The sequence below is a fragment of the Sphingomonas sp. BL-S-29 genome, assembly GCF_055521495.1.
On the sequence record NZ_CM145482.1, the window covers coordinates 2,278,055 to 2,298,868 of the forward strand.

Consider the following 20,814-nt stretch of genomic DNA (forward strand, 5'->3'; position numbering starts at 1 on the left):
TTCATCCATTGTCCCTGACCTCAACCGGGCCAAGTTCCTGATGAATCTCTCCGCCGATCGCGTGCTGGCGATTTTCGTCGTCGGTGTGATCGGTGTGCTGATCCCGGGGTTGCAGCCGCAACTACTCGGCGCGCTGGCAGCGGAGGGCCGGCTGTCGGTCGCGGCGCTCGGCATCCTCGCCACGGTCGAACTGCTGGCGATGGGGATCGCGGCCGGTGCAGCAGGTTTCGTGCTCTCCGTGACCAGGCTGCGCACGATTGCGGCGACGGCCCTGCTGGTCACCGCCGCCGCGGATCTGCTGACTCCGTTGCTCGGCACCGGGCCCCTGTTCGCGGCGCGGATCGTGGCGGGGCTGGGGGAGGGAGTGCTGATCTGGATCGTGATCGGCTTCATCATCCGTACCGACCGGCCCGAGCGCTGGTCGGGCATCTATCTCGCGGTGCAGACGCTGGCGCAGTTCGCGCTGGCCAGCGCGATCGGCTATGTCGCGGCCACCAGTGCAGGCGGGTTTACCGCCCTGGGGACGGTCACCCTGGCCGGGCTGCTGGCATTGCCCTGGCTGCCGGGTGCCTATCCGCCGCTGACGGCCAGCGACGACACCGGCGGCCTCCCGCCGGCGCGTGGGCTTGTCGCGCTGGGCGGCGTCGTCCTCTATCTCGCCTTCATCGTCGCGGTCTGGGTCTATGTCGAGCCGCTCGGGCTCGAGCGGGGGATATCCCAGGCGACGATCCATCTCGTCGCGCCGCTGTCGCTTGGCATGCAGGTGCTGGGCGCGGGCGCGGCGACGCTTCTTGCCGGGCGGTTGCCGGCGCGCGGAACGATCGTGACCGTGGGCCTGATCAATCTCGGCCTGTTGGCGATCATGGGGGCGCCGCCCTCGGCTACTGCATTCGTCTTCGCCACGGCAGCGTTCGGTTTCCTGTGGTTGTTCGCCCTGCCGTTCCAGATCCCGATCGTCATTGCCGCCGACCCCAGCCGGCGCGCGGCCTTGCTGATCGGCGGGGCGCAATTGACGGGATCGAGCCTGGGGCCGTTGCTTGCGGGCGTGTTGATCGGCGACAGGGATGTGGCGCATGTGTTGTGGTTCGGCGCGGTTTGCGCGATTGCGGGAATAACGGCGCTGATCGGCGCCGTCGCAATGCAGAGGAAAACGGGAGAGGCGTGACGATATCGGGGCTTGCCACTGACAAGCGCCCGCTCCCCAAACAGGAGCGGGCCCAGCAGACCTATGAGCTGCTGCTGGACGTTGCCGGGAATCTGCTTGCCGAAGTCGGCATCGACCGCATCTCGACCAACATGATCTGTTCGCGCGCCGGGCTCACGCCGCCCGCGCTGTATCGGTACTTCAAGGACAAATATGATGTGCTGGAGGCGCTTGGTCTGCGCCTGATGGCGCGCCAGAACATCGTGCTCGAGCAATGGATCGCGCGCCACGCCGACGAGGGGATCGACGCGCTGCGCGGCGGCATCGAAGAATTGCTGCGCGATACCGCCGCCGTGACGCAGAGCGAGCCGGGCGCGGTGTGGATCCTGCGCGCGCTGCACGCCTCGCCGCGGCTGGTGCATGTCCGCCTGGAATCGCACCGCTACGTCACCGACAAGCTGGTCGAGGCCTATATGCGGTGGCTGCCCGACGCCGATCGCGATGCGCTATGGCAGGAGGTGCGGCTATCGGTCGAACTCGGCTTCGCGGCGGACGAGATGCTGCAGGAGGAGACGCGCGTTTCAGCCGACGCGGTGTTCAGCCGGGTCGCCCGTATCCTGCAGGCCGACAGCGCGGTCCGGCCCGCGGAGTAGACATTTCTCTCCGTTCGTTTCGAGCGAAGTCGAGAAACATTGATCGGGCGCCAAGCACGGTTTCTCGACTTCGCTCGAAACGAACGGATGGGGTGGCTCTGATTTTACGCTCGATGCGCTAGCGCGACCTCAACGCATAAAGAAAAACCGCCGCCCGGGTGGCCCGGACGGCGGTGATTCATGTGAGCACTGAACCAGTGGATTACTTGTTCAGATACTCGCCGGCATCCGCGTCGGTGCCGGTGCCCGAGGTCGTGACCGAGGCCAGGGCATCGCTGCCCGTGTCGTCCGCGACGTCGCGCAGCTTCTCGGCCGCACGCTCTTCCGCCGCCGAATTAGGGGCGATGAGCACTTCCTGCAGGCGACGCTGCTGGACGCGAAGAGCTGCGTCGCGGCTGGAGGCCGCGACCCGCAGGCGGTTCATGCCCGCGCCGGTACCCGCCGGGATGAGCCGGCCGACAATGACGTTCTCCTTGAGGCCGATCAGCGTGTCCTGCTTGCCCTGGACCGCTGCCTCGGTGAGGACGCGGGTGGTCTCCTGGAACGACGCCGCCGAGATGAAGCTGCGGGTCTGCAGCGACGCCTTGGTGATGCCGAGCAGGACGGGCTTGCCCTGTGCCGGGGTCTGCTTCTTGTCGATCTTCGAGTTGATGTCGTCCATCTCGTCGCGATCGACCTGCTCTCCGGCGAGCAGCGTGGTGTCGCCGCCATCGGTGATCTCGACCTTCTGCAGCATCTGGCGAACGATCACCTCGATGTGCTTGTCGTTGATCTTCACGCCCTGGAGACGATAGACCTCCTGGATTTCCGACACGAGATATTCAGCGAGCGGCTCGATGCCGAGCACTTCGAGAATGTCGTGCGGATCGGGCGAGCCGCCGATCAGATTGTCGCCGCGCTTGACGTAGTCGCCTTCCTGGACGTCGATCACCTTCGACTTCGGCACCAGATACTCCACGACCTCGCTGCCGTCCTCGGGCTGGATGCCGATCTTGCGCTTGGCCTTGTAGTCCTTGCCGAACACGACGCGGCCCGAGACCTTCGCGATGATCGCGTTTTCCTTGGGCTTGCGTGCCTCGAACAGCTCCGCAACGCGGGGCAGACCGCCGGTGATGTCACGCGTCTTCGCGGCTTCGCGGGAGACACGAGCCAGAACGTCGCCGCCCTGGACCTGTGCACCGTCCTCGACCGAGAGCGTAGCGCCCGGTGCGAGCATGTAACGGCCGGCCTCGCCCGAACCTTCGTCGAGCAGGGTCAGGCGCGGACGCAGATCCTCCTTCGACTTGGTCGCGGCACGATATTCGGTGACGACGCGCTGCGAGATGCCGGTCGCTTCGTCAGCCTGCTCGGTGAGCGTCTTGCCCTCGATCAGATCGACATATTTCACGATGCCGGGGTTCTCGGTGATCACCGGCATGGTGAACGGATCCCATTCCGCCATCCGGTCGCCCTTGGTGACGATATGGCCGTCATCGAACAGGACATAGGCACCGTAGGGGATGCGATGCACCGCCCGCTCGCGCCCGTCCATGTCGACGATCGCGACTTCGCCCGAACGGCTCAGCACGACGCGACGGCCGCGCTGGTCCAGGATGATGCGAAGGTCGCGATACTCCATCGTCCCATCGGCAACTGCCTCGAGGTTCGACTGCTCGTTGAGCTGCGCCGCACCGCCGATGTGGAAGGTCCGCATCGTCAGCTGGGTGCCCGGCTCGCCGATCGACTGAGCGGCGATGACGCCGACAGCCTCGCCGATGTTCACCGGCGTACCGCGGGCGAGATCGCGCCCGTAGCACTTGCCGCAAACGCCGATCTTCGTCTCGCAGACCAGCGGGCTGCGGATCTTGCAGGACTGAGTGCCGATCGCCTCGATCTGCACGATCATCGGCTCGTCGAGCAGCGTGCCCGAGGGGATGATGACCTCACCGGTCTTGGTGTCGACGATGTCCTCCGCGGTCGTGCGACCGAGGATGCGCTCGCCGAGCGACGCGATGGTCGAACCGCCCTGGACGATCGCACGCATTTCCAGCGCACGCTCGGTGCCGCAATCATTCTCGATGATGACGCAATCCTGCGACACATCGACCAGACGGCGGGTCAGGTAACCCGAGTTCGCGGTCTTCAACGCCGTGTCCGCGAGACCCTTGCGGGCGCCGTGGGTGGAGTTGAAATACTCGAGGACGGTCAGGCCTTCCTTGAAGTTCGAGATAATCGGCGTTTCGATGATCTCGCCCGACGGCTTGGCCATGAGGCCGCGCATACCGGCAAGCTGCTTGATCTGCGCCTGCGAACCGCGGGCGCCGGAGTGGGCCATCATGTAGATCGAGTTGATCGGGGCTTCGCGGCCGTTCGGCAGCTTTTTCACCGACTTGATCTCGTCCATCATGGCGTTCGCCACCTGGTCGCCGCAACGGCTCCAGGCGTCGATCACCTTGTTGTACTTCTCCTGCTGCGTGATCAGGCCGTCCTGATATTGCTGCTCGAAGTCCTTCACCAGGGCGCGGGTCTCATCGACCAGCGGAACCTTGGCGTCAGGAATGATCATGTCGTCCTTGCCGAACGAGATGCCCGCCTTGAACGCGTGCTTGAAGCCCAATGCCATGATCGCGTCGGCGAACAGCACGGTCTCCTTCTGGCCGGTGTGACGATAGACCTCGTCGATCACGTCGCCCACGTCCTTCTTGGTGAGGAGGCGGTTGACGGTGTCGAACGGCACCTTCGAGCTCTTCGGGAGGCACTCGCCGAGCAGCATGCGGCCCGGGGTGGTCTCGTAGCGCTTGAGATACTGGTTGCCCGCTTCGTCGGTCTGCGGAACGCGGCTGATGATCTTGGTGTGGAGCGTCACCGCGCCGGCCTCGATCGCCTGATGGACCTCCTGCATGTCGGAGATCATCATGCCCTGGCCGGGCTCGTCCTCCTTCATCATCGACAGATAATAGAGACCGAGCACCATGTCCTGCGACGGCACGATGATCGGCTTGCCGTTCGCCGGCGACAGGATGTTGTTGGTCGACATCATCAGGACGCGCGCTTCGAGCTGGGCCTCGAGGCTCAGCGGGACGTGCACGGCCATCTGGTCACCGTCGAAGTCGGCGTTGAAGGCCGAGCAGACCAGCGGGTGAAGCTGGATCGCCTTACCCTCGATCAGCACGGGCTCGAACGCCTGAATGCCGAGACGGTGAAGCGTCGGCGCGCGGTTGAGCATGACCGGGTGCTCACGAATGACTTCGTCGAGGATGTCCCAGACTTCCTTGCGCTCCTTCTCGACCCACTTCTTGGCCTGCTTCAGGGTCATGGAAAGACCCTTGGCGTCCAGACGGGCGTAGATGAAGGGCTTGAACAGCTCGAGCGCCATCTTCTTCGGCAGGCCGCACTGGTGCAGCTTGAGCTCCGGACCGGTCACGATGACCGAACGGCCCGAATAGTCGACGCGCTTGCCGAGCAGGTTCTGACGGAAGCGGCCCTGCTTGCCCTTGAGCATGTCGGACAGCGACTTCAGCGGACGCTTGTTGGCGCCGGTGATCGTGCGGCCGCGGCGGCCGTTGTCGAACAGGGCGTCGACGGCTTCCTGCAGCATGCGCTTTTCGTTGCGGACGATGATGTCCGGCGCACGCAGCTCCATCAGGCGCTTCAGGCGGTTGTTGCGGTTGATCACGCGGCGATACAGATCGTTCAGATCCGACGTCGCGAAGCGACCGCCGTCCAGCGGCACCAGCGGGCGCAGCTCGGGCGGGATGACCGGAACGACTTCGAGGATCATCCATTCCGGGCGGTTGCCCGAATCGATGAAGCTCTCGACGACCTTCAGACGCTTGATGATCTTCTTCGGCTTCAGCTCGGACTTGGTGACGGCCAGCTCTTCCAGCAGGTCCTTGCGCTCGCCCTCGAGATCCAGGCTCTCGAGCATGATGCGGACTGCCTCGGCGCCGATGCCGGCCGAGAACGCGTCCTCGCCATATTCATCCTGCGCGTCGAGCAACTCGTCCTCGGTGAGGAGCTGATACTTCTCGAGCGGGGTGAGGCCCGGCTCGATCACGATGTACGCCTCGAAGTACAGCACGCGCTCGAGCTGCTTGAGCTGCATGTCGAGCAGCAGGCCGATGCGCGACGGCAGCGACTTCAGGAACCAGATGTGCGCGACCGGGGCGGCCAGCTCGATATGGCCCATGCGCTCGCGGCGGACCTTCGAGACGGTGACCTCGACGCCGCACTTCTCGCAGACGATGCCCTTGTACTTCATGCGCTTGTACTTGCCGCACAGGCACTCGTAGTCCTTGATCGGACCGAAGATGCGCGCGCAGAACAGGCCGTCACGCTCGGGCTTGAACGTGCGATAGTTGATGGTTTCCGGCTTCTTGATCTCGCCGAACGACCAGGACCGGATGCGCTCTGGCGAAGCGATCCCGATCTGGATCTGGTCGAAGGTTTCCGGCTTGGCCACCGGATTGGCGAAGTTGGTCAGTTCGTTCATGTCTCAATTCCCTCCAGGGAAAAATTCTGTGCGGACGGGGGAGGGGGCGCTGCCCGACGGCAGCGCCCGATCCGTCATGCCGCCGCGATCGCGACGCCGTCCGAGTCGAACTGCTCGACGCTCTTCAGCTCGACGTTCAGACCCAGCGACCGCATTTCCTTGACCAGCACGTTGAAGCTCTCCGGAATACCGGCCTCGAACGTGTCGTCACCCTTGACGATCGCTTCATAGACCTTGGTGCGGCCGACCACGTCGTCGGACTTCACCGTCAGCATTTCCTGCAGCGTATAGGCAGCGCCATACGCCTGGAGTGCCCAGACCTCCATCTCACCGAAGCGCTGACCGCCGAACTGGGCCTTGCCGCCCAGCGGCTGCTGGGTGACGAGGCTGTACGGGCCGATCGACCGCGCGTGGATCTTGTCGTCCACGAGATGGTGCAGCTTCAGCATGTAGATGTAGCCCACCGTCACCTTGCGATCGAACTGATCACCGGTGCGGCCATCGAACAGGTCCGACTGACCCGAGGTGTCGAGCCCGGCGAGCGTGAGCATCGCCGAAACGTCAGCCTCACGGGCACCGTCGAACACCGGCGTCGCCATCGGCACGCCGCCGCGCAGATTCTGCGCCAGTTCGATGATCTCGGCGCTCGAACGGGCGTCGATCTCGGCATGATATTGCTCGCCATAGACGGTCTTGAGGCGATCCTTGACCACTTCGGGCATGGCGCCTGCGGTGGGGTTCGGATTGGCCTCGCGCCAGTCTTCCAGGGCCTGCGAGATCTGCCCGCCCAGGCCGCGCGCGGCCCAGCCGAGATGAGTCTCGAAGATCTGACCGACGTTCATGCGCGACGGCACGCCCAGCGGGTTCAGCACGAGATCGACCGGCGTACCGTCGGCGAGGAACGGCATGTCCTCCGCCGGCAGGATGCGGCTGATGACGCCCTTGTTGCCGTGACGGCCGGCCATCTTGTCGCCCGGCTGCAGCTTGCGCTTCACCGCGACGAACACCTTGACCATCTTGAGCACGCCCGGGGGCAGCTCGTCGCCACGCTCCAGCTTCTCGCGACGATCATGGAACTTGTCCGTGATCAGCTTCACTGCATCGTCATACTGCGCCTTGACCGCTTCCAGATCGCTCTGGGTCTTGTCGTCGGCAACGGCGAACTTCCACCACTCGTGGCGATCGACGCTGTCGAGCAGGTCGGCGTCGATCTCGGCGCCCTTCTTCAGGCCCTTCGGCGTGGCGGTCGCGGTCTGGCCGAGCAGCATCTCGCGAAGGCGCGACCAGGTCGCGCGGTTCACGATGGAGCGTTCGTCGTCCGAGTCCTTCTTCAGGCGCTCGATTTCCTCGCGCTCGATCGCCATCGCGCGCTCGTCCTTGTCGATGCCGTGGCGGTTGAACACCCGGACCTCGACGACGGTACCGGCAACGCCTGGCGGCAGGCGGAGCGACGTATCGCGCACGTCCGATGCCTTTTCACCGAAGATGGCGCGGAGGAGCTTTTCCTCCGGCGTCATCGGCGATTCACCCTTGGGGGTGATCTTGCCGGCCAGGATGTCGCCCGGCTCCACTTCGGCGCCGATATAGACGATGCCTGCTTCGTCGAGGTTGCGGAGCGCTTCCTCGCCGACGTTCGGGATATCGCGCGTGATGTCTTCCGGCCCGAGCTTGGTGTCGCGTGCCATGACTTCGAATTCCTCGATATGGATCGAGGTGAAGACGTCGTCCTTCACGATACGCTCGGAGATGAGGATCGAATCCTCATAGTTGTAGCCGTTCCAGGGCATGAACGCGACGAGCGCGTTGCGGCCCAGCGCCAGCTCGCCGAACTCGGTCGACGGGCCGTCGGCGATCACGTCGCCGACATTGACCACGTCGCCCACCTTCACCAGCGGACGCTGGTTGATGCAGGTGTTCTGGTTGGAGCGCTGGAACTTCATCAGCGTGTAGATGTCGACGCCCGACTGGCCGGCTTCGACTTCGCCCGTGGCGCGAACCACGATACGCGCCGCGTCGACCTGGTCGACGATGCCCGAGCGCTTGGCCGAGATCGCGGCGCCCGAATCGCGCGCCACGGTCTCTTCCATGCCGGTGCCGACGAACGGCGCCTCGGCGCGCACCAGCGGCACGGCCTGGCGTTGCATGTTGGAGCCCATCAGCGCGCGGTTGGCGTCATCGTTTTCCAGGAACGGAATGAGCGATGCGGCGACCGAGACGAGCTGCTTCGGCGATACGTCCATCAGGGTGATGTTGTCCGGGATCGCCATCAGGAATTCGCCTGCCTGACGCGACGACACCAGGTCCTCGACGAAGCCCTTGGTCGAATCGAGCTCGGCGTTGGCCTGCGCGATCGTGTGCTTGGCTTCTTCCATCGCCGACAGATAGACGACATCGTCGGTGACCTTGTGGTCGACGACCTTGCGGTACGGCGTCTCGATGAAGCCGTACTTGTTGACGCGGCTGAAGCTGGCGAGCGAGTTGATCAGGCCGATGTTCGGGCCTTCCGGCGTCTCGATCGGGCAGATGCGGCCATAATGCGTCGGATGAACGTCGCGGACTTCGAAACCGGCGCGCTCACGGGTGAGACCACCCGGCCCAAGTGCCGAAACACGACGCTTGTGCGTCACTTCGGAGAGCGGGTTGGTCTGATCCATGAACTGCGACAGCTGCGACGAGCCGAAGAACTCGCGCACCGCGGCGACCGCGGGCTTGGCGTTGATCAGGTCGTTCGGCATGACGGTCGACACATCGACCGAGGACATGCGCTCCTTCACGGCGCGCTCCATGCGGAGCAGGCCGACGCGGTACTGGTTCTCGAGCAGCTCGCCCACCGAGCGCACGCGGCGGTTGCCGAGATTGTCGATGTCGTCGATCTCGCCCTTGCCGTCCTTCAGGTCGACCAGCGTCTTCACGACCGCGAGGATGTCCTCGGTACGCAGCGTGGTGACCGTGTCCTCGGCGTCGAGGTCGAGACGCATGTTCAGCTTCACGCGGCCGACGGCCGACAGGTCGTAGCGGTCCGGATCGAAGAACAGGCCGCTGAACAGCGACTCAGCGGTTTCGAGCGTCGGCGGCTCGCCGGGGCGCATCACGCGGTAGATGTCGGACAGCGCCTGCTCGCGCTCCTCGGCCTTGTCGGCCTTGAGCGTGTTGCGGATCCACGGACCGGTCGCGACATGGTCGATGTCGAGCAGCTCGATCCGGTCGATGCCGGCCTTGTCGAGCAGTTCGAGATTCTCGGCGGTCACTTCGTCGCCGGCTTCGATGTAGATCTCGCCGGTCGCTTCGTTGATCAGGTCATAGGCCGAATAGCGGCCGAAGATCTCTTCGGTCGGGATCAGCAGGTCGACGAGACCGTCCTTGGCGGCCTTGTTGGCAGCGCGCGGGGAAATCTTCTGGCCCGAGGCAAACACGACTTCGCCGGTCTTCGCATCGATGATGTCGAACATCGGCTTCTGGCCGCGCCAGTTCTCGGCCTGGAACGGGATGATCCAGCCGCCCTGGCCGCGAACGAAGGTCACGCGGTTGTAGAAATAGTTGAGGATTTCCTCGGAGTTCAGGCCGAGCGCATACAGCAGCGCCGTGACCGGCAGCTTGCGCTTGCGGTCGATACGGACGTTGACGATGTCCTTCGCGTCGAACTCGAAATCGAGCCACGAACCGCGATACGGAATCACGCGCGCGGCGAACAGATACTTGCCCGAGGCGTGAGTCTTGCCGCGGTCATGATCGAACAGGACGCCCGGCGAGCGGTGCATCTGACTGACGATCACGCGCTCGGTGCCGTTGATGATGAAAGTGCCGTTCTGCGTCATGAGCGGCATGTCGCCCATGTACACGTCCTGCTCCTTGATATCGAGGACCGACCGGGCCTCGGTATCGGCGTCCACCTCGAACACGATCAGGCGCAGGGTAACGCGCATCGGCGCCGCATAGGTGATGCCGCGCTGGCGGCACTCGTCGGTGTCGAACTTGGGGGGCTCGAGCTCGTAGTTCACGAAGTCGAGTTCGGCGGTGCCGGCGAAATCGCGGATCGGGAAGACCGAGCGCAGGGTCTTTTCCAGGCCCGACACATAGCCGATCGAGGGATCCGACCGCAGGAACTGTTCGTAGGATTCGCGCTGAACCTCGATCAGGTTCGGCATCTGCACCACTTCGTGGATGTTGCCGAACACCTTGCGGATGCGGCGCTTAAGCGTGCCGCCCTCGATTGCTTTGGTCGCCATGGAGTTTTTTGCCCTACCAGCCAGAATGTCATGCCCGGAATCCACCGGGCGGGCACGCATGAAGACGCAAAAAGCCGCTCGTTTTCGAAATGTCGAAAACAGCAGCTCCTGGCGTCTTATGAACCCATAGCCTCCAATTCGATCGACATGCTGCGCGACGGCACATCATTTCCCGAAAGCTGTGGTGAGGAGCGCGATATAGGGAGCGTGTTGGAAACTGTCAAACGCCGCGCAAAAAATCGCTTCGTCGGCAGTCAGGAACGGCTCGGCGTGATTTCGGTATTTTAGCGGGTCCGATTGCGGGTTCCCTTCATTGAGTATGCGTCATGAAAAACAAACCCGCAACCCGCCGCGCGTTCGCCGCGCTTGTCCCCGCCACCTTGTTGCTGGCCGTTCCGGGCTATGCACAGGAGATCCAGCCCGCCGCGCCAGCGGCCCCGCCGGTGCAGCAGACGGTAGCGCCGCCGCCAGTGGTCCCGACGATCGCGCCGCCTGCCGCTGCGGTCGCGCCGCCGCTCGTCACCGCCGCGCCGACTGTGACCACTGAAACGGAAACGCCGGCGCAGGCCGCGACTGCCCGCACCACGCGGACCGTCACCCGCTCGACTCGTGTGGTCCGTGCCCCGGCGCCCGCGCCGGTTCGCGCGGCTCCCGCACCGGTCGCGGCGGCGCCCGTTTCGACGCCGGCGGAAGTCACGCCGGCACCGGTAACGCCGGCACCGGTCGAAGCGGCCGCCCCGGCACCTGCGCCCACGCAGGAGGCCGTCACGCAGAGCACCACCGCGACTCAGGGCGCCCCGATCTGGCCGTGGCTCGCCGCGGGCCTGGTCGCACTGATCGCCGTGGCCGGTTTCCTCGTCATGCGCCGCCGCCGGGTCGAGGATGATGAATTCTATTACGAAGAACCGTATGTCGACGAGCATGCAATCGAGGCCGCGCCGATCCGCAGCGAACCTGCGCCGTTTGCGCCCGACACCGAGCCGGAGTTCCTGCGTACCGCGCCGCTGGCCGCAGCCGCCGTCCTGAGCGACGAACCGGCGCCGGTCGCGGCGGAGGACGCGACGCTGGTCAAGCCCGAGGCAGGGGAAGTCGCCTCGCTGACAGAGGGCGAGGCGCCGGTTGCCGATCGCCCATGGCTCGAAATGTCGCTGCGCCCGGTGCGGGCCGGCACCAATGTCGATGAGGCGCTGGTAGAGATCGAGCTGACCGTCGGCAATTCGGGCTCGGTCGCGGCCGAGCACGTCCGTATCTCCACCTTCATGTTCGCGTCGCAGCCGGCCAATGGCAGCGATATGGAGCGTATGCTGATCGAGCGCGGCAACGATGGCGTGCCGCTGGTGACGATCCGTCCAGGCGAGGGCACCCGCGTCGATGCGACCTTGGCGCTGTCCAAGGCCGAGTTGATCGAGAGCACCAATGGCTCGATCCTGCCGATCATCGTTGCCGATGCACGCTACACGCTGCCGGACGGTAGCGAAGGACGCACCTCCGCCTCGTTCACCATCGGCGTGAGCGAAGAGGGTGGCCCGGAAATGGCGCCGATCCAGCTGAGCGAGCGTGCGATGCACGACGATGTCGAGGCCAGGTTGCACGGGGTTCCCGAACACGCCTGACACCCGATCGATGAGAATGCCGGGCCTGCCTTCCGATCCGGAGGGCAGGCCCGGTCGCATTCGCTGAACGATTTGCCGCAGGGGAAGAAGCTGTCGTATCGCGTTCAGAAATGCCGGGCTAAGGCAGTGACGTGGGGATAATGTTCAAGTTCGCCGCCCGCCATGTTCGGGCCATGACGCTTCCGTTGACGATGTCGGCTGGTGTGATCGCGCCGGCCTTTGCGCAGAGCGCGCCCGCTCCGACACCGGTGCCGACGCCCCACCTCATTCCGGGACTGGAGAAGTTCAGCCTGACGCCGAGCCCCGGCTCGACGGTGACTCAGCCGGCGACGCCGCCGCCTTTCGTCCGGACTCTGCCGACGCCCGTGCCGTCGCCGACACCGGCTCGGCCGGTAACGGCGTCACAGGCCCAGGCGAGCGGGACTCCGCTGCGTCGGCTTCCGCCGAAGGCCGTGCCCCTCCCGACGGCGCAGCGCCCTCTGGTCGCCACACCGACATCAGCCCCGCTTCCGGCAACCACGGCGGCGCCCCTCCCCGAAGGGGCAGAGACCGCCGCGGCAGTGACTCCTGCCCCGGTCGCAAGCGTGACGGCGGCGCCAGCGCCCGTTGTCGCGGCAGGAGAGGATGGCCCTTCGTGGCCGCTCCTGGGTGGAGCGGGAGCGATCGTCCTGCTTATCGGCGGGCTGGGTTTCTGGCTCCTGCAGCGGCGGGAGCGATTCGAGGACGATGACGCGCCTGCGTCCGAGAATGGGAAACACGCGCATTTCGACCTGATCGCGGACAGGCCGGACTCGCCACCCGCAACCGCACCACGCGCTCGCGATGTGGCGGCGGCCGCCTTTGCTCCTCCGCCGGTCGCCCTCGATATCGGCACGCCGCCAAAGCGAGGGGCACACGCGATATTCGATCTTGGAGCTGTCGCGCCCGAGCCGGCCACGCCAGAAGCCTCCCGGATCGCGGAAGATGAGGCTCACGCGGAAGCGGAGGACCCCGTGCCGAAGCCGGCGCCGGTTGAGGCGGTGCCGTCGCCGGTCGCGCCGCCTGCAACCGTCACGGTGCCGGTCCGTGCCAGGCTCGACATCGAACTTTATGCGAAGCGCGCCGGTACCAATTTATTGAGCGCCGCGGTCGAGTACGACATTGTCATCAGCAATATCGGCGAAGCGATCGCGCGGGCGATCCAGGTCGATGTGCGGTTGCTGAGCGCCGGGACCGAACAGGATGGCTGGATCGGGACGCTGTTCTCCAGCCCGATCGAGCGGCCGACCACGGCACCCTTCGATTTGCCGCAACGCGGCTCGATCGAGCTGACTGGCATGGCGATGATGCCGAAGGAGATGGTCAGCGTGATGGCGGTGCAGGATCGCCAGCTGTTCGTGCCGGTGCTGACGATCAACCTGCTGTACGATTGGGACGGCGGCACGGGTCAGACCGCGACATCCTATGTGGTCGGGGTTGATCGGGGCGAGGGGACCAAGCTGGCGCCGTTCAGGCTCGATGGCACGCCGCGCATGCATGAGGGCGTCAGTACCTTGCCCTACACCATTTCAGTGCGGCGCTAGCGCCGCCCTGTCGGGCCGTCCATTCCGAACGGCGAGTCAATCAAGGGAAGCCCGGCCGGATCTGCTACACCATTCCGGCCGGGCTCCGCGATTACTTCAGGGTAACGGTCGAGGTCGGCAGGCCCGGGCTCGCCGTATCCGGGCCGAGCCGATTGTTGCCGAACGACTGGACGGTTGCGACACCGGTCGTCTTGATGCCGAACAGGTTGTCGTAAAGCCCGACGTTCGACAGGCGGATTGTCGTTCCGTTGGTCGCAAATACGCCCGCATCCAGGCTGCCAGCGATCGTCACAGTGTCCAGAGACGCCGTCGCTGCGCCCGAAGCGGTCCACACGCCGCGGCCGTTGTTCGACAGGTTGCTGTTGGCGATGGTCGCGACACCGCCGGCTTCGACCTTGACGGCGATTGCGGCTTGCGAAACCGTGACGTTGTTCAGGAATGCGGCAACCGCGACGCCGTTGACCGATTTCACGCTAACGCCAATGTGGATGACGTTGATGATGTCCACATCCGTCATATGGAGCGTTGCGCCGACGCTGCCTGCTTGCGGTTCGAAGCTGATCGCCGGAACCGATCCGGTGCCCTGGTTCGAGATGCTGACATTTTGCAGCGTGAGCGATTTGCCGCCCAGGAAGCGAACGGCATAGGTGCCGACAGTCACGCCCGCACCGTTGATCGTGAGGTTGCGCAGAACGACCTTGATGGTCGGCGCGGTCCCGCCGTTCGGGTCGTTGATGATGACGCCGGGAACGCCCGAGTTCAGGATACCGCCGGCCCCGCCGTCAGTGCCCTCGGCACAATCGAGCGTGATCGACTTAGTGATGGTGACCGAGCCGAAGCCGCCCGGATCGAGGCAATCGATCTCGCCGCCGCTGGCGGTCTTGGAGATCGCGCCGGCCCAGGTCTTGCACGGTGCAGTGCGGCTGCACGGATTGGCATCGTCGCCGACACCTGAAATCCAGGTACGGGTGGCCTGGGCGCTGGCCGGCGCGGCGAAGCACAGGCCAAACAGCATCGCCGTTACGGCGAGACCGATCGTCTTGATCAAACGAGTCATGGAACCCCTCCCCAAATGCGCATCATGCGCGACTTAGCCGGCGCGACGTCGCTGCCCGGTCCGGCGTGAAGAACGACGGCGCGAGCGGCGCTTAACGGCCTGTCACGGAGCGCTTTAACCCAATTCCGCCTGCAAAAGCTATTGGAAAGGATTCGACCTTCTTCAGTACCTTCCCAGCATTACGTGCTTGAGAAGCGCAGGTTTTCGTCATGTGTTGGGACCAAAAAAGGGCGGCCCCTTGCGGAGCCGCCCTTCTTTTGTCTCTGATTCCGGATTGATCCGGAATGACTTACGCCGAAGCGAAAGATTACTTGACTTCGACGGTCGCGCCAGCGGCTTCGAGCTGGGCCTTGATCTTCGCGGCCTCGTCCTTCGAAACGCCTTCCTTGACGGCCTTGGGAGCCGACTCGACCAGCGTCTTGGCTTCGGTCAGGCCGAGCGAGGTGATCGCGCGGACTTCCTTGATGACGTTGATCTTCTTGCCACCGTCGCCGGTGAGGATCACGTCGAACTCGGTCTGCTCTTCAGCAGCCGGGGCGGCGCCGGCGCCACCAGCGGCCGGGCCGGCAACGGCAACGGCAGCGGCGGCGGAAACGCCCCACTTCTCTTCGAGCAGCTTCGAAAGCTCAGCGGCTTCGAGGACGGTCAGTTCGCTCAGCTGGTCAACCAGCGCGTTCAGGTCTGCCATGTTCATTCTCCGTATCGGGGCAGGTGCCCCATTGGGTTCAGTTCAAAAAGTATCGGTGCCTTTTCAGGCAGCTTCCTTGTCCTTGTCGGCGTAAGCCGCGAACACGCGTGCGAGCTGCGCCGCAGGAGCCTGGGTGACGGTCGCGAGCTTGGTTGCGGGTGCAACCAGGAGGCCCACTATCTTGGCACGCAGTTCATCCAGCGAGGGCAGCGTTGCGAGCGCCTTCACGCCTTCGACGTCGAGGACGGTCGCGCCCATCGATCCGCCCACGATTTCGAACTTGTCGTTCGTCTTCGCGAAATCGACCGCAACCTTGGCTGCGGCGACGGGATCGATCGAGGTGGCAAGGCCTACCGGCCCGGTGAGCATGTCGCCCAGCGAGAGATAGTCGGTGCCGTCGAGCGCGATCTTGGCAAGCTTGTTCTTCGAGACCTTGTAGGTCGCGCCGGCGTCACGCATCTTGTTGCGCAGCACCGTCGACTGAGCGACGGTGAGGCCGAGATTGCGGGTGACGACCACCACGCCGACCTCGGAAAAGGTGCGGTTCAGTTCGGCGACGAGCTCGGTCTTTTGAGCACGATCCATGCCATTCTCCACGTGTCTGACCCGCTGGCCGAAGCCGCCGGGCCGGTTGAACCGGAGACGCGGAAAACCCGCGCTTCCGGGGTGTCCGTCGATTGGGGCATGGGAACTGATCGCAAATGCGGCAGCAGACCGGCCGCGCTGACGCGCGAGCGGAAAAATTCCATTCCCCGTCTAGGCGGGAAATTAAGGCCGGAGGATTCCGGCCACCCACTGTCTCGGACGGTAGCTTGCCGGGTGCGAACACCTGGCGAGCGAGCGCGGGTCCTTAGCGACATCTCCGCGGAAGTCAACAAATGCGTGGACCATTGTCGCTGTCCCTGAATGGACGCCGATCTGTCACGGAATCGTCAAGGAATATCCATCACGCCGTCAGGTGGGCCGCACAAGAGGAACCGGACAGCGAATCCGAACCGGATCGCGATCCACCGGGGGTATCCTTATGACTGACTCGACCACCGTCACGTTCGGCTATGACGACGGCGACATCGACACCAATCGCAGCGGCGGCGTTTCGCTGAACGACATGGTCGAGCGTCGCTATTCGCGGCGCGACGCCCTGCGCGGTGGTGTGTCGGCGGCGGCGTTCGCGGTGTTCGGCGGCGCCGTGCTGGCGGCATGCAGCGACAAGGATGCGGCGGCCGACCCCGCCCCCACGGTGACCGCGGGCTCGTCGGGCACGACCAGCTCGGGCCGGGTCGTGACCCTGACCGGCATCGCCGCCGATAATGGCGGGATCGCGTCGCAGAGCTTCACCCAGGTTTCGGGGCCTGCCGTCACGCTGACCAACGCGGGCAGCGGCGCTGCGACCTTCGTCGCGCCCAGCGTGAGCGCCAGCACGCCGCTCGTCTTCCGTTATGCCGCGGTCGACTCGACGGGCCAGACCTCGTCGGTCGAGACCACCGTGACCGTGACGCCGGCGACCCTGGGCTTCACCCCGGTCGCCAAGAACCGGCTCGACAAGGTCAGCGTGCCCGACGGCTACAGTGTGTCGATCCTGTATCGCCTGGGCGATCCGATCGCCTCGGGCACTGCGGCCTACAAGAATGACGGCACCGACACCGATTTCGCCAATCGCGCGGGCGACCATGGCGACGCACTCTACTGGTTCGGCCTCGCTGCCGCAGGCAACGCCCGCGAGGACACCAGCAGCACGCGCGGCCTGCTCGTCATGAACCATGAGAACATCAACCAGCCCTATCTCCACGTCGCCGGCGCCACCACCGTGGCAGGCGCGCGGCCCGAAGCCGAAGCCCTCAAGGAAATGGAGTGCCACGGGCTCAGCATCGTCGAAGTGTCGAAGGCCGGTGCCGCCTGGAGCTACAATCAGGCCGGCGCGCTCAATCGCCGCATCACGCCGCTGACGCCGACCGTGTTCAACGGCCCGGTGCGCGGCGCCGCTCAGCTCCGCACGGTCTTCTCGCCGACCGGCGTCGCCGGTCGCGGCACGATCAACAATTGCGCCAACGGCTATACGCCCTGGGGCACCGACCTGACCTGCGAAGAGAATTGGGCCGGCTATTTCCGCCGCCCGACCGCCGCCGACAATCCCCGCCGCACCCCGAAGGAAGTGGTTGCGCTCACCCGCTATGCCGTCACCAGCGCGACCGGCAATTTCGGCTGGGCGACCGTCGTTCCGGCAGATCCGGCGAGCACCATCTACCGCCGCTGGGACGCGCAGGCGACCGGCGCCGACGCACTCTCCGACTTCCGCAACGAAGCCAACCAGTTCGGCTGGGTCGTCGAGATCGACCCGTACGACAAGACCGCCGCGCCGCGGAAGCGCACCGCGCTTGGCCGCATGAACCATGAGGGCTGCTGGCCGTCCAACTTCGTCCCCGGCCGCAAGCCCGCCTTCTACATGGGCGACGATGCGGTGAACGAATATCTCTACAAGTTCGTCTCGGCGACCGCATGGTCGGCCGCCGATGCGAGCTCGGCGGACCGCCTCGCCATCGGCGACAAATATCTCGACAATGGCACGCTCTATGTCGCCAAGTTCAACGCCTCGGGCAGCGGCGAGTGGCTGCCGCTGATTTTCGGCACCGGGCCGCTCACATCGGGCAACGCGACCTATGCCTATGCCGACCAGGCGGACGTGCTGACTCACGCCCGTCTCGCCGCCGACGCGCTCGGGGCGACCAGAATGGATCGTCCGGAGTGGACCGCGGTCAACCCGGTGACTGGCGAAGTCTATCTGACCCTGACCAACAACTCGACGCGCACCCCGGCCAACACCGACGCGGCCAACCCGCGCGCCTATATCGATCCGCCGAGCACCTCGGTCTCCAATCGCAACGGCCATATCATCCGCCTGCGCGAGACGGGCGACACCTCGGAAGCGCTCAACTTCTCCTGGGACATCTATCTGTTCGGCGCCGGATCGGATCTCGACGCGACCAACATCAACGTGTCGGGCCTGGATGCGACCAATGATTTCTCCAGTCCGGACGGCCTGTGGTTCGGCCGCCCGTCCAACGCCTCGGGCCTGGTCAAGCCGGTGCTCTGGATCCAGACCGACGATAGCGCCTATACCGACGTCACCAACTGCATGATGCTTGCGGCGATGCCGGGCAGCGTCAACGATGGCGGGGTCAAGACGATCACCAATACCCCGACCGGCGGCGCCGGCATCGCCCAGGCCACGCGCGTCGGCGCGGCGCCGGGCACCTTGCTGCGGCGTTTCCTCGTCGGTCCGCTGGAGGCGGAAATCACCGGCGTCGACTCGACGCCGGACGGCAAGACGCTGTTCGTCAACATCCAGCACCCGGGCGAGAACGGCAACACCGGCAACATCACCAGCAACTGGCCGGCGAGCCAGGCCGCTCCGGCCCCGGGCAACCGCCCACGCTCGGCCACGGTGGTGATTACCAAGAACGACGGCGGCGTGGTCGCGCTGTAAGCGACTATTGGGCAAAAGAAGGAAAGGGCCGGGGTCATTCCCGGCCCTCTTTGTCAGGCGAGCAGCGCAACCAGAGCGGCGCGCAGCGCCTGCGGATCGTCGGGCGCGACGAAGGTCAGACCTGGTTGCGGCGGCAGACCGCAGGCCCGGGTCGCGATCACTGGCAGGCCAGCTGCCAGCGCGCGAAGCAGCGTGTGCGGGCGATGCTCGACAATGGCCGGGAGCACCACGGCTGCCAGCGTCGGGCGTTCGCCCGGCGCCAGGTGCCGGACGTTCAGCCCGCGCCAGAAGTCCGGGCCTTCTGCCGCGCTGCGTTCGATGAGCAGTTCGATCTCCAGACCCGCCATGGCCTCCCGCATGGCATGAGTGCCCTTGCGCGCGAGGCCAGGGCCGGCGAACAGGACGCTGCGGCCCCCGCGCATCGCTCCGAGTGGCGGGGCAGGGGCCCAGTCGATCAGATCGACCCGGCCAGCGGGGAAAAGCTCGGCGACGGCATGATGCGCGGTGACAAGACGGGTTGCCGCACCCAGCGCCTCGCGCTCTGCAGCGACGATCGATGGCGGCGCCCGGAAATCGCCCAGCGTGGAGTTGTCCGGGTGACGGGTGAATGCCACGTCGAGAATGCGATGGAGCGCCTCCAGGGGAAGCCGCTCCATCAGTACCTCGAAGCTCCGGCCTTGCAGAGCGCCGAGCCGCCAGAGATGGGGGAGCAGCGACTGAGCCACGACGAGATGGGTGTGGTCCGGTGACAGGCGGCGGGCATGGGCGGCAGCGAACCGCGCGTCTGCGGCCAGCATCACGCGCGCCAGTGGCATGGTCGCCCGCGCCCTGAGCGCAACGGCACGGTAGAGAGCGGTGATATCGGCGGTTCGCTCCTGGCCGAGGCCAGGCCAGGCATGTGCCGCCTTGCCGAAGCGGCGCGTCGAAAGATGCAGCATGTCGCCCGGAGTCGCGCGCGCCGTGTACAGGGCGGTGAATTCGGGCGTCGCCGCATCGACCAGCCAGGCGGTGGGTAGCGACGCCGCCTCCCCATCGGGATCGTGCCGGTGACAGGCGATCTGGCCGCAGCGCAGACAGTCATGCGCCGCGATGCCGGGGGCGAAGGCGAGCATCGGTGGCTCGGCCTCGGCGCCATGGCCGCGAATGGTCAATTCGAGTTCGTCGGCGGTCAGCCGGGCTTCGATCCGGAACGGACGACGGCCGCGCAGTCGGAGGTCGAGATAGTTCCAGAACACCGTGGCGTCACGCCCGGCCGCCGCGCGCGATCCGGGCACGATGCGCGTATGCGCATGGCGCTCGACGATCTCGAGCCCCGCCTGCAGGCCCGCATCATACAGTGCGTTCGACAACTGGCAGAGTCCGCCGCCGATCGTCGCGATCATGCAGCCCTCGCGCAATTCCCGCCCGGCGACGTAGCCACGCCGGCGGATCGGGCGGCCGACCTGCCGCCAGAAGCTCAGGGTCCGCCCGGCCTCGACTTCGATCCCGTCAAGGCCGCGCAGCGCGCAGCGCAGATTCTGGATCTTCCCGGCATTGAGCGCGCGGTCTTTCTCGCCACCTGCATTGGTCCAGAGTGGCGTGCGGACGGTCGCCAGGATTGGCGCCTCGATCAGTGCGTTACCATGGCGGTGACGCATCGGCGCGAGGCCGGGCATGACGTCCTGGACGGTACGACGGGCGCGGAGCAGGCTGGCCTTGGCGGCGAAGACGAGCGCGCTGATACGGGTCGGCACACCCGAACGGGGCATCGCCGCTGCCGCCATGAGCCGGTCGTTCATTCTGCGCCTTCCTCGAAGAAGCGCAGGATTCCCGTTCCCGGGCTCGCCGTCAATCATGCGGTGCCGGTGTTGAACGCAAGAAGCGGGATGCCGCTCGACGCACCGGCGCTAGCCTCGACAGCCTTGACCCCGTTCAGG

At 65.6% G+C, this 20,814-nt stretch carries 12 protein-coding genes; 6 read left to right on the plus strand and 6 right to left on the minus strand.

All coding sequences use genetic code 11. From position 1 onward, the window contains the following. Nucleotides 1–40 precede the first annotated feature (40 nt). Nucleotides 41–1,165 (plus strand): hypothetical protein, encoded by a 1,125-nt coding sequence (locus ACZ1I2_RS10800; RefSeq protein WP_465169694.1) that lies wholly within the window; start codon nucleotides 41–43, stop codon nucleotides 1,163–1,165. Further along, the gene (locus ACZ1I2_RS10805) at nucleotides 1,162–1,797 is read left to right on the plus strand and encodes a TetR/AcrR family transcriptional regulator (RefSeq protein ID WP_465174114.1); all 636 of its coding nucleotides are present in this window, start codon (nucleotides 1,162–1,164) and stop codon (nucleotides 1,795–1,797) included. Before ACZ1I2_RS10800 ends, ACZ1I2_RS10805 begins: the two co-directional genes overlap by 4 nt. Nucleotides 1,798–1,999: 202 nt before the next feature. Here the strand turns inward: ACZ1I2_RS10805 and rpoC are convergent, their stop codons facing one another. Both rpoC and rpoB read right to left on the minus strand, forming a co-directional pair. Further along, entirely contained in the window at nucleotides 2,000–6,268 is a 4,269-nt protein-coding gene (rpoC, locus tag ACZ1I2_RS10810; RefSeq protein ID WP_465169692.1) for a DNA-directed RNA polymerase subunit beta', read from the minus strand. Between the two features lie 74 nt (nucleotides 6,269–6,342). Further along, nucleotides 6,343–10,494 carry a DNA-directed RNA polymerase subunit beta gene (rpoB, locus tag ACZ1I2_RS10815; RefSeq protein ID WP_465174113.1) on the minus strand — a complete coding sequence of 1,384 codons (4,152 nt, stop codon included), beginning with the start codon at nucleotides 10,492–10,494 and terminating at the stop codon, nucleotides 6,343–6,345. A gap of 30 nt (nucleotides 10,495–10,524) precedes the next feature. Here rpoB and ACZ1I2_RS10820 point away from each other — a divergent pair, with 30 nt between their 5' ends. The 3 genes from ACZ1I2_RS10820 to ACZ1I2_RS10830 all read left to right on the plus strand — a co-directional run bounded on the left by ACZ1I2_RS10820 (nucleotide 10,525) and on the right by ACZ1I2_RS10830 (nucleotide 13,669). Then, nucleotides 10,525–10,782 carry a hypothetical protein gene (locus ACZ1I2_RS10820; protein ID WP_465181638.1) on the plus strand — a complete coding sequence of 86 codons (258 nt, stop codon included), beginning with the start codon at nucleotides 10,525–10,527 and terminating at the stop codon, nucleotides 10,780–10,782. 38 nt (nucleotides 10,783–10,820) lie between these two features. Further along, nucleotides 10,821–12,107: a hypothetical protein gene (locus ACZ1I2_RS10825; RefSeq protein ID WP_465174111.1), complete on the plus strand. Its 1,287-nt coding sequence runs from the start codon at nucleotides 10,821–10,823 to the stop codon at nucleotides 12,105–12,107. 173 nt (nucleotides 12,108–12,280) lie between these two features. Next, nucleotides 12,281–13,669 carry a hypothetical protein gene (locus ACZ1I2_RS10830; protein ID WP_465174110.1) on the plus strand — a complete coding sequence of 463 codons (1,389 nt, stop codon included), beginning with the start codon at nucleotides 12,281–12,283 and terminating at the stop codon, nucleotides 13,667–13,669. A gap of 91 nt (nucleotides 13,670–13,760) precedes the next feature. Here ACZ1I2_RS10830 and ACZ1I2_RS10835 read toward each other — a convergent pair whose 3' ends face one another. The 3 genes from ACZ1I2_RS10835 to rplJ form a co-directional block, all read right to left on the minus strand. Further along, nucleotides 13,761–14,726, minus strand: coding sequence for a hypothetical protein (locus tag ACZ1I2_RS10835; RefSeq protein ID WP_465169687.1), 966 nt, complete (start codon nucleotides 14,724–14,726; stop codon nucleotides 13,761–13,763). A gap of 307 nt (nucleotides 14,727–15,033) precedes the next feature. After that, nucleotides 15,034–15,414, minus strand: coding sequence for a 50S ribosomal protein L7/L12 (gene rplL, locus ACZ1I2_RS10840; RefSeq protein ID WP_465169686.1), 381 nt, complete (start codon nucleotides 15,412–15,414; stop codon nucleotides 15,034–15,036). 63 nt (nucleotides 15,415–15,477) lie between these two features. Further along, nucleotides 15,478–15,999, minus strand: coding sequence for a 50S ribosomal protein L10 (rplJ, locus tag ACZ1I2_RS10845; RefSeq protein ID WP_465169685.1), 522 nt, complete (start codon nucleotides 15,997–15,999; stop codon nucleotides 15,478–15,480). 439 nt (nucleotides 16,000–16,438) lie between these two features. Here rplJ and ACZ1I2_RS10850 point away from each other — a divergent pair, with 439 nt between their 5' ends. Next, nucleotides 16,439–18,898, plus strand: coding sequence for a PhoX family protein (locus ACZ1I2_RS10850; RefSeq protein ID WP_465169684.1), 2,460 nt, complete (start codon nucleotides 16,439–16,441; stop codon nucleotides 18,896–18,898). A 53-nt stretch (nucleotides 18,899–18,951) separates the two neighbouring features. Here ACZ1I2_RS10850 and ACZ1I2_RS10855 read toward each other — a convergent pair whose 3' ends face one another. After that, on the minus strand, nucleotides 18,952–20,676 hold the full coding sequence (locus ACZ1I2_RS10855) for a VanW family protein (protein WP_465174109.1): 1,725 nt from the start codon (nucleotides 20,674–20,676) through the stop codon (nucleotides 18,952–18,954). Nucleotides 20,677–20,814 lie beyond the last annotated feature (138 nt).

Coding starts and splice junctions, on each gene's coding strand:
- ACZ1I2_RS10835 (WP_465169687.1), bottom strand. CDS start 14,726: ATGACTCGTTTGATCAAGACGATCGGTCTCGCCGTAACGGCGATGCTG.
- ACZ1I2_RS10830 (WP_465174110.1), top strand. CDS start 12,281: ATGACGCTTCCGTTGACGATGTCGGCTGGTGTGATCGCGCCGGCCTTT.
- ACZ1I2_RS10820 (WP_465181638.1), top strand. CDS start 10,525: ATGCCCGGAATCCACCGGGCGGGCACGCATGAAGACGCAAAAAGCCGC.
- rplJ (WP_465169685.1), bottom strand. CDS start 15,999: ATGGATCGTGCTCAAAAGACCGAGCTCGTCGCCGAACTGAACCGCACC.
- rpoC (WP_465169692.1), bottom strand. CDS start 6,268: ATGAACGAACTGACCAACTTCGCCAATCCGGTGGCCAAGCCGGAAACC.
- rplL (WP_465169686.1), bottom strand. CDS start 15,414: ATGGCAGACCTGAACGCGCTGGTTGACCAGCTGAGCGAACTGACCGTC.
- rpoB (WP_465174113.1), bottom strand. CDS start 10,494: ATGGCGACCAAAGCAATCGAGGGCGGCACGCTTAAGCGCCGCATCCGC.
- ACZ1I2_RS10855 (WP_465174109.1), bottom strand. CDS start 20,676: ATGAACGACCGGCTCATGGCGGCAGCGGCGATGCCCCGTTCGGGTGTG.
- ACZ1I2_RS10825 (WP_465174111.1), top strand. CDS start 10,821: ATGAAAAACAAACCCGCAACCCGCCGCGCGTTCGCCGCGCTTGTCCCC.
- ACZ1I2_RS10850 (WP_465169684.1), top strand. CDS start 16,439: ATGACTGACTCGACCACCGTCACGTTCGGCTATGACGACGGCGACATC.
- ACZ1I2_RS10800 (WP_465169694.1), top strand. CDS start 41: ATGAATCTCTCCGCCGATCGCGTGCTGGCGATTTTCGTCGTCGGTGTG.